Here is a 13737-nt window from a genome sequence, read left to right as displayed (position 1 = left end):
CCCCTTATCACACATTTAACTATTAACTAATCTATTAGAAAAAACCAAGCTTTTCTTTGCTGTATGAGATAAGCATGTTTTTCGCTTGGCGGTAATAGGCTAACATCATTTTGTGGTTCTCACGACCGATACCCGATTGTTTATAACCACCGAATGGAGCTCCCGCAGGATAACTATGGTACTGATTTACCCAAACTCGGCCTGCTTGAATGGCTCTAGGCACCATGTATAACTCATGGGCATCCCGTGTCCAAACTCCAGCTCCTAATCCGTAAATCGTATCATTTGCAATGGCAATAGCCTCATCCACATCTTTGAAAGTCGTTACGGCTAAGACTGGTCCAAAAATCTCTTCCTGGAAAATACGCATCTTGTTGTTTCCTTTGAATAGGGTAGGCTTGATATAATAACCATTGTCAATATCTCCACCTAAATTATTCTCATCGCCACCAGTTAATACTTCGGCACCTTCTTCCTTACCCAATTTGATATAAGACATGATTTTGTCCTTCTGGATCTTGGACGCTTGGGCCCCCATCATCACAGTTGGATCCAATGGATTACCGACTTTGATTTGGTTTACTCTTTCGACAACTCTTTCAATAAACTTGTCGTAAATAGATTCTTGAATTAATAATCGAGATGGACAGGTACAAATTTCACCTTGATTCAATGCAAATAAGACTGCACCTTCAATGGCTTTGTCCAAAAATGAATCGTCTTCTGCCATAACGGATTCGAAGAAAATGTTCGGTGATTTACCACCCAGTTCTAATGTTACTGGAATAATATTCTCCGTTGCATATTGCATAACCATACGGCCAGTCGCGGTAGAACCTGTAAAGGCAGCTTTGGCAACCTTTGGATGGGTCACTAAATGACGACCTAACTCTGATCCAAATCCATTAACTACATTGATTACTCCCGGAGGAAGTAAATCTCCAATGATTTCCATTAAAACCATCATGGAAGTTGGTGTGCTTTCTGCTGGTTTCAATACAACAGTACAGCCTGCAGCCAATGCTGGTGCCAATTTCCAAACGGCCATTAAAATTGGGAAATTCCAAGGAATTATTTGTGCAACTACTCCTATTGGTTCATTGACAATCAAGGAAACCGTATTGCTGTCCAATTCAGATAATGAACCTTCCTCCGCACGAATTACCCCTCCAAAATATCTGAAATGGTCTATAGCCAATGGAATATCTGCATTGAGTGTTTCTCTAACGGCTTTACCATTATCTATCGTTTCCACAATTGCAACCTGCTCCAAATGTTGTTCGATACGGTCCGCAATTTTGAATAAGATATTACTTCGTTCGGTCGATGAGGTCTTGCTCCATGTTTCGAATGCTTTGCTTGCTGCTTCTACAGCCTTATCTATATCTTCTTTGGTCGAATGGGCCACTTGTGTAAATGGCTTGCCATCGATCGGTGAAATATTGTCAAAATACTTGCCTTGGGTAGGTGGAACAAAAGTTCCATTGATGTAATTATCATAGCGATCTTTGAACGCCGGTCTTTTTAATTCGCTCATAGTATTATGTTTTTCTTAGTTTATATTTGGACTCTTTCTCAAATTTACCAAGAGGCAAATTTTTTATATAGCATTATTCTATCTTTTGATAGCATAATAATTTCAAAGACCTAATGTTTTGATTTTATTTACTTTTTTTTATTTTTGGTTAACAACCAATTATAAATTTTTATCGTATGGGAAAGAATAATTTAGTCCATGAGCTTCCTTATTCGTCGGAGCGGGAATTGAGTACCTTGGTTGAAAATAGAAGAGCGTTCACATTAAATAATTTTGAACTAAATGTCTATGAAACTTACCAACCTAGCCAGTTGGTGCCCTTAAAATTTAATGATATGGTAATCATTAATATGTTAAAAGGGAAAAAAGTTATGCACCTAGATAACATTCCAGCTTTTGATTATCTGCCGGGTGAAACCCTGGTTTTACCAGCGCATAGACCTATGAAAATAGATTTCCCAGAAGCGCAGATTCAAGACCCAACCCAATGCACGGCCCTGTTGATATCGGCCGAAAAAATCGAAGAAACCATCGATTTTCTCAATGCTACTTATCCTAAAATGGATAATAAATTGTCGTGGAATTTTTCTTGGAATAGATTTCATCTGGTGAATACCGATGAACTTGCGAGCTTGACCAATAAGCTGTTTAGCAATATGATAAGTGATAACCCTTTGAAGGATGTTCTTGCTGATATGTTGTTCAAAGAGCTGTTGGTTCGGATAATTCAACAACAACAATTTGATGAATTTATTGAACCTTCCCCTCAAGGAAATGATGCCATCTCCAGCCTCCGAAAATACATCCGGGAAAACCTAAGTGAAAAATTGTCGGTTGATGATCTGAGTCGAAAAGCGAATATGAGTAAAGCCAGTTTATTCAGGCTTTTTAAAGAAGAGTTTGGAATAACCCCAATGGAATTGGTGATACTGGAAAGACTACGGAAGGCCAAGGAAATGCTGAGTGCACAAATGTCGATTAAAGAAGTTTGTTACGCTTGTGGATTCTCAGATGTCAATTATTTCAGCCGTCTCTTCAAGGCTAGAGAACATATGACCCCAACCAATTATCAACGAAAGCCCGGAATTATCGTTTCATAGCACGATCCAATTCCCGTTTGCTTTCTCGTTCCTTGATGGTTTCACGTTTGTCAAAGTCCTTCTTACCTTGTGCCAAGGCTATCTCTACTTTTGCAAAACCTCTTTCATTAATAAAAATTCGAAGTGGAACTATCGTAAATCCCTTTTCTTCCCCCTTCTCACGCAATTTTTTTAATTCCTTTTTTGTCAATAATAACTTCCTGTCACGTTTGGATTCATGATTATAAAAGGAACCAAAGGAGTATTCAGCAATATGCATATTGCGGATATAAAGCCCATCTTCAAAAAAAGCACAGAAACTATCGTTGATATTTGCCTTCCCTTCGCGTATGGATTTGATCTCGGTACCTAGTAATGCTAAACCCGCAACATACGTGTCAAGTAGGTGATACTCAAAGGATGCACGCTTGTTTTTAATATTTACCGTTGATGAAATTGCCATTTTTATTAATTATATTGAGCACAAATGTAAGAATTTATGAATTTTTGCAAAATTTCCAAGTAATATACTGTAAACATTCTCTTAATATTAATTTAATTTTATGATATTTATATGTCAAATGAAACATGATTTGAGGTTTAAGTTTTGTATGTTTGCGTCGATTTTTTGTAAAGAAAGGTAATATAAACATGATTTATTTTATGTTAATAAAACTAGTTTAGTACCTTTGTGGGATTTTTGACGATTTTTGTTAAAAGTTCAAAAAGTAAATATTATTGAGAAAATAGATACCTGACGAATGAGCAAGGGAAAATTAAACGAAAGAACTGCGCGGTTTTTAAATGGCGAGTTAGGAGATATAAAGTCAAAAAACTTATATGCTTATTTTAGACCTATCCAATCTAAACAGGATACCGAAGTAAAAATTGACGGTCGCAGAGTTTTAATGTTTGGTTCAAATTCTTATTTAGGATTAACCACTGATCCTCGTATTATCAAAGCTTCACAAGATGCTCTTGAAAAATATGGTACAGGATGTGCCGGTTCTCGTTTCTTAAACGGAACCCTTGATATACACGTTGAATTAGAGGAAAAATTAGCGGATTACGTAGGTAAAGAATCTGCAATCTTGTTCAGCACTGGTTTTCAATCTAACCTAGGACCTCTTTCTTGTTTGACAGGTCGCCATGACTATATCTTATTGGATGAGCGTGACCACGCATCGATTATCGATGGATCCCGCCTTTCATTCTCTAAAGTGATCAAATACGCACATAATAATATTGATGACCTTCGTGATAAAATTTCTCGCCTTCCTGAGGAAAGCTTTAAATTAATCGCTACTGATGGTATCTTCAGTATGGAAGGGGATATCGTGAAATTACCTGAACTCGTTCAAGTAGCTAACGAATTTGACGCTGCAATATTGTGTGATGATGCCCATAGCTTGGGAGTAATCGGTGATAAAGGTGCTGGTACAGCTAGCCACTTCGGACTAACTGACCAAGTCGACCTAATCATGGGTACTTTCAGTAAATCATTGGCTTCCCTAGGTGGCTTCGTGGCTGCTGATAGAGATACCATCGAATTCTTGAAACACCGTGCTAGATCTTTGATGTTTAGTGCAAGTATGACCCCTGCTTCTGTTGCTTCTACTTTGAAAGCATTGGAAATCATCCAAACAGAACCTGAGCATATCGAGAAATTGTGGGCTAATACTAATTATGCCAAAAAATTGTTGTTGGATAATGGATTTGACCTAGGTGCTACCGAAAGCCCAATTCTTCCTGTATTCGTAAGAAACAACGAAAAAACGTATATCGTAACTAAAATGCTTCAAGATGATGGAGTATTTGTAAACCCTGTCGTTGCTCCAGCCGTGCCTGCTGAAGAATCATTAATCCGTTTCTCCCTGATGGCTACGCATACCTTCGATCAAATAGATGAAGCTGTGGAAAAAATGACTAAGGTTTTCAAAACTTTGGAAGTCGAAAGTTTTATTAGTGAATAAAATTAGATCAAAGTGATTACTATAGTTCCTGTTGATAGCAAAAAACTAAGAGCAAAATTTATTGATTTTCCTCATGACCTTTATGAAGGAGACCCAAATTATGTTCCAGAACTTTTTGTTGCTCAGGATGATATGTTGAATCCCGCTAAACACCCGTTCTATAAACATTCAACCGTGCAATTATTCTTGGCTTATCAAGATGAGAAGATTGTCGGAAGAATCGCCGCAATTTATAATACAAACCACAATAAGTTCAATAATGTCAATGAAGGTCAATTTGGCTTCTTTGACTGTATTAATGACCAAGAGGTGGCTAATAAATTGTTTCAGGAAGCTGAAGCATGGGTGAAAAATAAGGGTGCAAACAATATTGTTGGTCCAATCAACTTATCCACCAATGATAGCGTTGGCTTATTGGTGGAAGGCTTTGATAGACCCCCAATGGCAATGATGCCTTATAACTACCCGTATTATCAAGATTTAATCGTTAATGCTGGTTTTGCTAAAAAAGTAGACCTTAGGGCTTACTTGGTGAACAAAGAAAACTCCAACAAACGCTCCGTATTGTTGTTGGATAAATTGGAAGCTAGACTGGAACGTTCTGGAATCCGTCTTCGGGAAATCAATATGAAGGATTTTGCCAATGAAGCGGAAAAGATTAAGAAAGTCTATAATAAAGCTTGGGATAAAAACCTCGGCTTTGTTCCAATGACGGATGATGAATTCATGCATACTGCCAAGGACTTGAAGATGATTGTCGATCCTAGATACTGCTTAGTTGCTGAAAAGGATAACGAACTCGTTGGTTTTGCCCTAGGTATTCCAAATATTAATGAAATCCAAATCAAAATTAAGCGTGGTAGACTTCTGCCAACCGGAATTTTCAAACTCCTATTCGGAAAGAAAAAAATCAAAACCATTCGGGTTCTGATGCTTGGTGTTCTGGATAATTATAGAAAATTAGGAATTGAAGCTTGCTTATATGGTCGGATTATCAAAAATGCAATTCCTTCAGGTATTGTCGAAGCAGAATGCTCATGGATGTTAGATCACAACTATTTGATGAATCACGCTATCGAACAAATCAATGCCGATTTCTATAAGCGGTATCGTCTTTTTGAAAAAGCGGTATGAAAAAAAAGATTTTCATAACTGGTGCGAGTGGATTTGTCGGCTCTCACCTTGTTGAGGCTGCCCATAATCTTGGGTTGGAAGTGCATGCTGCGGTCCGGAAATCGAGTCAGATTCAAGATATTAAGCCCTTCATCAGTAAGTTTGTCTATCCCAACCTCGGGAACGCTGAGGAACTAAAATCCCTTTTTGAGAAAGAACAATATCAGTATATCATCCATGCTGCGGCAATGACCAAAGCCAAGGATGAAAAGCTGATGCGGGATGTCAATGTCGGTTATACAGATGCAATTCTGGATGCCGCAACAGCTGACATCATGCCCCTGGAAAGAATAACCTATGTCAGTAGCTTGGCTGCTGTCGGTCCTATTCCCTATACGAGCAATCAGCTGATCACCGAAGAAACTCCTTATAACCCGCTGACGGTGTATGGTAGGAGTAAGGAAGCTTCAGAATTAATGATTCAGGATAAATATGCTGATTCGCCAATTTCCATATTCCGGCCAACTGCCGTATATGGTCCCCGCGAAAAAGATATCTTTATCCTCTTCGATACAATGAATAAAGGATTGGATCCCTATATCGGGAAAAATCCGCAAAAATTGAGTTTTATATATGTCAAAGACCTAGTCGATGTGCTATTGAAAGGATGTATCATAAAACAAGATGGACTGCAAATCTATAATATCAGCGATGGTGAAGTGTATTCACGATATGCTATGGCTGAAATTTTTAAAGAAGTCCTCCATAAAAAGTTATTTAGAATGCATGTGCCTCTTCGTCTTGTGAAAAGTGTTGCCGAACTCTCACAAAGACTTTATCGCAATTCCGCAAAAACTCCCGTCATCTACCCTGAAAGACTTAGAGAGCTAACCGCAGAAAATTGGGGTTGTGATATTACGCATGCAGTTCAAAACTTAGATTTTAACCCCCAATACAAGTTGGAAAAAGGGCTAAAGGAAAGTTTGATTTGGTATAAAGAAAATAAGTGGCTCTAATTTTTCAATTGAAATGAGTGAACAAAAAATTAATAAAAAGCTTTTTCAAGATAGAAAGCGTACAAATATTTTAAGTAATCCGGAACAAAGGTTGATTTCCTATCTGGTTCCGAAAATCCCTAACTGGATTTCTTCTGATGGCTTGACAGCCATCGGTCTATTTGGGTCTTTTATGATCCTTGGTAGTTTCCTCTTGGCTGAATATGTCAATATCTATTTCCTTTTATTGGGAATCGTAGGCTTCTTTGTGCAATGGTTCGGTGATTCATTGGATGGTAGAATTGCATTCTATCGGAATAAATCCCGGAAATGGTATGGCTTTGCCCTGGATATTGTGATGGACTGGGTTTCCACCGTCATGATTGGTCTGGGATATGTACTATATGCAACAGGAGATTTTAAATACCTAGGCTTTACCTTGGTGTCCCTATACGGATGGGCAATGATCATTTCCCAATTGAGATATCGTATTACCGATAAATATACCATCGATGCAGGTCTATTAGGACCCACTGAGATTCGCGTAATCATTAGTTTGGTGCTTGTTCTGGAAGTCATTATTCCAGGATCGATTAACTATTCGGTTTTATTGATCTGTATTATCTTGTTCTTCATCAATATTGGAGATACCAAGAAATTACTGGACATGGGGGATGCGAAAGACCTTGAGGAAAAAGCAAATAAACTGAAAGAAACGGAAGTTAATTCATAAAGCATGTCTGAACGGTTAAAGGTATTTCTTAAAGCTCAGTTGTCCGCATTTATTGGCGGACTTTCTGATTTTGGGATTTATACCTTTTGTTATACCGTCTTAAAATTTACAGCGCCTTTCTCCAATGTTATCAGCGGAAGCTTGGGTGCCATAGTTAACTTTACGATCAACCGCTATTGGTCTTTCGATAATACCGAAACTTCCTTAGGTAGCCAATTATGGAAATTTATTTTGGTAGTTATTGGAAGTATTACCCTAAAGTCATTAGGCATACATCTTCTTGTTGATATCTGGCATGTACATTTTCTTATTTCCAAGGCTATCGTTGAAATCATAGTTTCCTTAGGATTCAATTATACCCTGCAACGTTTCTGGGTATTCAGAAAATAACTCACAAAACAAAAACATATAAGCCATCTTGAATATTTCAAGATGGCTTTTTTAATGGGATAAGACATACGGCAATAATTCTGTCCATTTTTTGGACAAATCAGGACCTCTACCGCACGTTGGTCGGACCTTCTTCGGATCTTTTCCTGACCTTGTTCGAAAAAATTCGGCCGAGGTCCGGCGGACCTGCGGGGGATCTGCGCTAGTGAAGCGCCGGAATATCGAACTTTGTAGGGCCTGCTCCCGAAGTATTTCCGATAATGCCGGGGTAAATAAATAACAATGGAAATCAAATGCAAATGAAACTACGCTAATAATCGGCCCAAATGTATCCCAAACCTATAAGAGCTCCCGACCTCCCTTTTCTACCGTTCATGCCCCCGGAATACCTCCTGGTCAAATAAAATGCCACCTTCCTGAAAATTTATCGTGCAATGTGCTAGCGAGTTACGCTTTGCTGCCAAAAAATGTTGCTGGGATGTCTTGGAAGTATGGATGTTTTGTCCCTATCTTTGCACCACTCCGCAAGGGAGGGACGGCTGAAAGGCCACTGACAACAGGGAATGGAACACGGCGAAAAAGGGGTCAAACCCGGATGCTCCGTATCTTTTGAAAAAGCGCCTCAAAATTATTTTAAAATAAATTTTGCGGAATCAAAAAAGGTTTCTACCTTTGCAGTCCCAACCGAGGGAAACAGCAAGGAGCGCGATGCTCGGAGCGACAAGAAAATGACAGATTGTAGCCTTCAGCGATGAGGGATCCACAACATAAAAAAGCCGAAGCGAGATGCCCAGGCGATAAAGTTCTTTAAATGATCATGTAGCGCAGCGACTCGTACGAGAGTACGATAGCTGAACAAAGATTTTAAGAAATCAATTCAGATATCCCGGAGCGGGAGGAAAACATTAAAACAAGACAATTCTATTTATTATAAATAGTCTTGATCTTACACTTCATTTTACAATGGAGAGTTTGATCCTGGCTCAGGATGAACGCTAGCGGCAGGCCTAATACATGCAAGTCGGACGGGATCCAGCTGGTAGCTTGCTACCGGTTGGTGAGAGTGGCGCACGGGTGCGTAACGCGTGAGCAACCTACCCATATCAGGGGGATAGCCCGAAGAAATTCGGATTAACACCGCATGACACAAATTGACCGCATGGTCGATTTGTCAAATATTCATAGGATATGGATGGGCTCGCGTGACATTAGCTAGTTGGTGGGGTAACGGCCCACCAAGGCGACGATGTCTAGGGGCTCTGAGAGGAGAATCCCCCACACTGGTACTGAGACACGGACCAGACTCCTACGGGAGGCAGCAGTAAGGAATATTGGTCAATGGGGGCAACCCTGAACCAGCCATGCCGCGTGCAGGATGACTGCCCTATGGGTTGTAAACTGCTTTTGTTAGGGAATAAACCCCACTACGTGTAGTGGGCTGAATGTACCTAAAGAATAAGGATCGGCTAACTCCGTGCCAGCAGCCGCGGTAATACGGAGGATCCGAGCGTTATCCGGATTTATTGGGTTTAAAGGGTGCGTAGGCGGCACTTTAAGTCAGGGGTGAAAGACGGCAGCTCAACTGTCGCAGTGCCCTTGATACTGAAGTGCTTGAATGCGGTTGAAGACGGCGGAATGAGACAAGTAGCGGTGAAATGCATAGATATGTCTCAGAACACCGATTGCGAAGGCAGCTGTCTAAGCCGTTATTGACGCTGATGCACGAAAGCGTGGGGATCGAACAGGATTAGATACCCTGGTAGTCCACGCCCTAAACGATGATGACTCGATGTTTGCGATATACCGTAAGCGTCCAAGCGAAAGCGTTAAGTCATCCACCTGGGGAGTACGCCCGCAAGGGTGAAACTCAAAGGAATTGACGGGGGCCCGCACAAGCGGAGGAGCATGTGGTTTAATTCGATGATACGCGAGGAACCTTACCCGGGCTTGAAAGTTACTGAAGGATGCAGAGACGCATCCGTCCTTCGGGACAGGAAACTAGGTGCTGCATGGCTGTCGTCAGCTCGTGCCGTGAGGTGTTGGGTTAAGTCCCGCAACGAGCGCAACCCCTATGTTTAGTTGCCAGCACGTCAAGGTGGGGACTCTAAACAGACTGCCTGCGCAAGCAGAGAGGAAGGCGGGGACGACGTCAAGTCATCATGGCCCTTACGTCCGGGGCTACACACGTGCTACAATGGATGGTACAGCGGGCAGCTACACAGCAATGTGATGCCAATCTCGAAAAGCCATTCACAGTTCGGATCGGGGTCTGCAACTCGACCCCGTGAAGTTGGATTCGCTAGTAATCGCGTATCAGCAATGACGCGGTGAATACGTTCCCGGGCCTTGTACACACCGCCCGTCAAGCCATGAAAGCTGGGGGTACCTAAAGCATGTAACCGCAAGGAGCGTGTTAGGGTAAAACCGGTAATTGGGGCTAAGTCGTAACAAGGTAGCCGTACCGGAAGGTGCGGCTGGAATACCTCCTTTCTAGAGCCCGCTCTGGGATCGCTGCGCGACATACATGATCGTATAGAAAAAAAAGACATTCAGAAGAAAGTGCCCACCCTGTGGGGGCCTGAGAGATGAGAGAGATAAGCTAGTCCCGTAGCTCAGTTGGTTAGAGCACTACACTGATAATGTAGGGGTCAGCAGTTCAAATCTGCTCGGGACTACCATCACACGGGGAATTAGCTCAGCTGGCTAGAGCACCTGCCTTGCACGCAGGGGGTCAACGGTTCGAATCCGTTATTCTCCACAGGTCTGAGCCTGGTTGCATGGTATTTTTATCGGACCGTCATGGTCTAGGTACTAAATACTAACTACTAGATACTCAGATAAAGAGTTCTTTGACATATTGGAAGAAAAGAGATTAACAAGAGAAGACAACAGAGGCATGTCGTCCAGCGATGGATGACGGCCAATAAGCAACCTATCACTTAGCAAAAGGGGTGATAGCGTGAAGAAAGTAAACAAGGGCACACGGGGGATGCCTAGGCTCTCAGAGGCGATGAAGGACGTGATAAGCTGCGATAAGCCACGGGGATCGGCAAATGCGACTCGATCCGTGGATTTCCGAATGGGGCAACCCGGCATGTTGAAGACATGCCATCAAATGAAGCGAACGCGCTGAACTGAAACATCTAAGTAGGCGTAGGAGGAGAAAATAACAATGATTTCCCAAGTAGTGGCGAGCGAACGGGAAAGAGCCCAAACCAGTATTGTTACGGCAATACTGGGGTTGTAGGACCACGCCATTGGACTGTGCTATGAACTGGAAGCAGGTGGGAAACTGCGCGATAAGGGTGAGAGCCCCGTACAGGTAAAGAATGCAGCCATAGTGGTATCCTGAGTACCGCGGGACCGGAGAAATCCTGTGGGAATCCGCCAGCACCATCTGGCAAGGCTAAATACTCCTGAGAGACCGATAGTGAACCAGTACCGTGAGGGAAAGGTGAAAAGAACCCCGAACAGGGGAGTGAAAAGAACCTGAAACCGTGTGCTTACAAGCGGTCGGAGCGGAGTGATTCCGTGACGGCGTGCCTTTTGCATAATGAGCCTACGAGTTACTCTTGTCCGGCAAGGTTAATGGCTTAAGGCCAGGAGCCGAAGCGAAAGCGAGTCTGAACAGGGCGTATAGTCGGACGAGGTAGACGCGAAACCTTGTGATCTACCCTTGGGCAGGTTGAAGGTGCGGTAACACGTACTGGAGGACCGAACCGATAAACGTTGAAAAGTTTCCGGATGACCTGAGGGTAGGGGTGAAAGGCCAATCAAACTGGGAAATAGCTCGTACTCCCCGAAATGTTTTTAGGAACAGCGTCGGCATATGAGTCTAGCAGAGGTAGAGCTACCGATTGGGTGCGGGGGAGTCAAATCCTACCAAATCCAGACGAACTCCGAATGCTGCTAGATATGGCCGGCAGTGAGGCTTTGGGTGCTAAGGTCCAAGGCCGAGAGGGAAAGAACCCAGACCATCAGCTAAGGTCCCCAAATTCGTTCTAAGTTGAACTAACGAGGTCCGGTTGCCCAGACAGCTAGGATGTTGGCTTGGAAGCAGCCATTCATTTAAAGAGTGCGTAACAGCTCACTAGTCGAGCGGCCGGGCGTGGATAATAAACGGGCATCAAGAACGATACCGAAGCTATGGATTGCAATTTATTGCACTGGTAGGGGAGCATTCCATCGGGGGTGAATCCGCGGGGTGACCCGTGGTGGACCTGATGGAAAAGCAAATGTAGGCATAAGTAACGATAAGGCGGGTGAGAAACCCGCCCACCGAAAGACTAAGGTTTCCTGATCAACGCTAATCGGATCAGGGTTAGTCGGGACCTAAGGCGCATCCGAAGGGAGGCAGCCGATGGCCAACGGGTTAATAATCCCGTACTATTGATAACTGCGATGTGGTGACGGAGTAGTGACACTGCCGCGAACTGACGGAATAGTTCGTTGAAGGGCAAAGGTATTGGACCGGTAGGCAAATCCGCTGGTACAGCTGAAGCCCGATAGTACAGCAAACCCTCGGGGGCGCTGATAGCGCAGGTAAGCAGACTTCCAAGAAAACCCGCTAAGCTCCAGGTTATCAATACCCGTACCGTAAACCGACACAGGTAGTCGAGGAGAGGATCCTAAGGTGCTCGAGTGAATCATGGCTAAGGAACTCGGCAAAATGGCCCTGTAACTTCGGGAGAAGGGGCGCTTCCTCCAGCGATGGAGAAGCCGCAGTGAAAAGGCCCAGGCGACTGTTTAGCAAAAACATATGGCTTTGCGAAATCGAAAGATGAGGTATAAGGCCTGACACCTGCCCGGTGCTGGAAGGTTAAGAGGGGATGTCATCCGCAAGGAGAAGCATTGAATCGAAGCCCCAGTAAACGGCGGCCGTAACTATAACGGTCCTAAGGTAGCGAAATTCCTTGTCGGGTAAGTTCCGACCTGCACGAATGGTGTAACGATCTGGGCGCTGTCTCAGCCATGAGCTCGGTGAAATTGTGGTATCGGTGAAGACGCCGGTTACCCGCAACGGGACGGAAAGACCCCATGAACCTTCACTATAGCTTAACATTGAAATTGGGTACAGGATGTGTAGGATAGGCGGGAGTAATTGAAGCGGTTTCGCCAGGAATCGTGGATACGACCTTGAAATACCGCCCTTTCTGTATTCGGTTTCTAATCCCGCTGTGCGGGAGACATTGTTTGGTGGGTAGTTTGACTGGGGTGGTCGCCTCCAAAAAGGTAACGGAGGCTTTCAAAGGTAAGCTCAGTACGCTTGGTAACCGTACGAGGAGTGCAATGGCATAAGCTTGCTTGACTGTGAGACCTACAAGTCGACCAGGGTCGAAAGACGGACATAGTGATCCGGTGGTTCTGTATGGAAGGGCCATCGCTCAAAGGATAAAAGGTACTCTGGGGATAACAGGCTGATCTCCCCCAAGAGCTCATATCGACGGGGAGGTTTGGCACCTCGATGTCGGCTCGTCACATCCTGGGGCTGGAGAAGGTCCCAAGGGTTGGGCTGTTCGCCCATTAAAGTGGCACGCGAGCTGGGTTCAGAACGTCGCGAGACAGTTCGGTCCCTATCTGTTGTGGGCGCTGGAAGTTTGAGTGGATCTGACCTTAGTACGAGAGGACCGGGTTGGACGGACCGCTGGTGAACCTGTTATGCCGCCAGGTGTACGGCAGGGTAGCTACGTCCGGGATAGATAAGCGCTGAAAGCATCTAAGTGCGAAACTAGCCACGAGATGAGACTTCCTCATAAGGGTCGTTGAAGATGACAACGTTGATAGGTCACAGGTGTAAAGGTTGAAAGACCAAAGCCGAGTGATACTAATAGCCCGAAGCTTTCCAATGCGGATAGTTCTGTTGTCCTCTCTCTTTTTAACATCCTTTCTTCCAATAACATGTCAATTAGTATTTAGT

General features: G+C 43.5%; 8 protein-coding genes, 2 tRNA genes and 2 rRNA genes. 10 read left to right on the top strand and 2 right to left on the bottom strand.

Going from position 1 to position 13737, the window contains the following annotated elements; genetic code table 11:
- Window positions 1–34: 34 nt before the first annotated feature.
- Complete coding sequence (locus PZ892_RS13940) at window positions 35–1537, bottom strand: aldehyde dehydrogenase family protein (protein ID WP_094257747.1); 1503 nt, start codon at window positions 1535–1537, stop codon at window positions 35–37.
- A 176-nt stretch (window positions 1538–1713) separates the two neighbouring features.
- Between PZ892_RS13940 and PZ892_RS13935 the strand changes: the two genes are divergently transcribed.
- Window positions 1714–2637: an AraC family transcriptional regulator gene (locus PZ892_RS13935; protein WP_094257746.1), complete on the top strand. Its 924-nt coding sequence runs from the start codon at window positions 1714–1716 to the stop codon at window positions 2635–2637.
- Here PZ892_RS13935 and smpB read toward each other — a convergent pair.
- Entirely contained in the window at window positions 2624–3079 is a 456-nt protein-coding gene (smpB, locus tag PZ892_RS13930; RefSeq protein WP_094257745.1) for an SsrA-binding protein SmpB, read from the bottom strand. The two genes, PZ892_RS13935 and smpB, sit on opposite strands and share 14 nt — an antisense overlap.
- Before the next feature lie 298 nt (window positions 3080–3377).
- Here smpB and PZ892_RS13925 point away from each other — a divergent pair, with 298 nt between their 5' ends.
- From PZ892_RS13925 to PZ892_RS13885, 9 genes are all read left to right on the top strand, one after another.
- The gene (locus PZ892_RS13925) at window positions 3378–4589 is read left to right on the top strand and encodes a pyridoxal phosphate-dependent aminotransferase family protein (protein ID WP_094257744.1); all 1212 of its coding nucleotides are present in this window, start codon (window positions 3378–3380) and stop codon (window positions 4587–4589) included.
- Window positions 4590–4601: 12 nt separating this feature from the next.
- Window positions 4602–5723, top strand: coding sequence for a hypothetical protein (locus PZ892_RS13920; RefSeq protein WP_094257743.1), 1122 nt, complete (start codon window positions 4602–4604; stop codon window positions 5721–5723).
- Complete coding sequence (locus PZ892_RS13915) at window positions 5720–6718, top strand: NAD(P)-dependent oxidoreductase (RefSeq protein ID WP_094257742.1); 999 nt, start codon at window positions 5720–5722, stop codon at window positions 6716–6718. The genes PZ892_RS13920 and PZ892_RS13915 overlap by 4 nt, the downstream gene beginning before the upstream one ends.
- A 13-nt stretch (window positions 6719–6731) precedes the next feature.
- Entirely contained in the window at window positions 6732–7430 is a 699-nt protein-coding gene (locus PZ892_RS13910) for a CDP-alcohol phosphatidyltransferase family protein (RefSeq protein WP_094257741.1), read from the top strand.
- 3 nt (window positions 7431–7433) lie between these two features.
- Entirely contained in the window at window positions 7434–7820 is a 387-nt protein-coding gene (locus PZ892_RS13905; RefSeq protein WP_094257740.1) for a GtrA family protein, read from the top strand.
- Between the two features lie 960 nt (window positions 7821–8780).
- Window positions 8781–10310: ribosomal RNA gene (locus PZ892_RS13900) — 16S ribosomal RNA — on the top strand.
- A gap of 111 nt (window positions 10311–10421) precedes the next feature.
- Window positions 10422–10498: transfer RNA gene (locus PZ892_RS13895), tRNA-Ile, on the top strand.
- A 6-nt stretch (window positions 10499–10504) separates the two neighbouring features.
- Window positions 10505–10578: transfer RNA gene (locus PZ892_RS13890), tRNA-Ala, on the top strand.
- A gap of 204 nt (window positions 10579–10782) precedes the next feature.
- Window positions 10783–13667, top strand: a 23S ribosomal RNA gene (locus PZ892_RS13885).
- Together the 16S and 23S rRNA genes with 2 tRNA genes alongside form the textbook arrangement of a ribosomal RNA operon.
- Window positions 13668–13737 lie beyond the last annotated feature (70 nt).

Source organism: Sphingobacterium sp. WM (genome assembly GCF_029542465.1).
Taxonomy (GTDB): Bacteria; Bacteroidota; Bacteroidia; order Sphingobacteriales; family Sphingobacteriaceae; genus Sphingobacterium; species Sphingobacterium cellulitidis.
Note: the sequence above shows the minus strand (reverse complement) of the source record. Positions and strands in the feature narration are given on the sequence as shown.

What these genes read in the sequence shown, in the direction of transcription:
- PZ892_RS13940 (WP_094257747.1), bottom strand. Translation starts at nt 1,537, where the DNA reads ATGAGCGAATTAAAAAGACCGGCGTTCAAAGATCGCTATGATAATTAC.
- PZ892_RS13935 (WP_094257746.1), top strand. Translation starts at nt 1,714, where the DNA reads ATGGGAAAGAATAATTTAGTCCATGAGCTTCCTTATTCGTCGGAGCGG.
- smpB (WP_094257745.1), bottom strand. Translation starts at nt 3,079, where the DNA reads ATGGCAATTTCATCAACGGTAAATATTAAAAACAAGCGTGCATCCTTT.
- PZ892_RS13925 (WP_094257744.1), top strand. Translation starts at nt 3,378, where the DNA reads ATGAGCAAGGGAAAATTAAACGAAAGAACTGCGCGGTTTTTAAATGGC.
- PZ892_RS13915 (WP_094257742.1), top strand. Translation starts at nt 5,720, where the DNA reads ATGAAAAAAAAGATTTTCATAACTGGTGCGAGTGGATTTGTCGGCTCT.
- PZ892_RS13910 (WP_094257741.1), top strand. Translation starts at nt 6,732, where the DNA reads ATGAGTGAACAAAAAATTAATAAAAAGCTTTTTCAAGATAGAAAGCGT.
- PZ892_RS13905 (WP_094257740.1), top strand. Translation starts at nt 7,434, where the DNA reads ATGTCTGAACGGTTAAAGGTATTTCTTAAAGCTCAGTTGTCCGCATTT.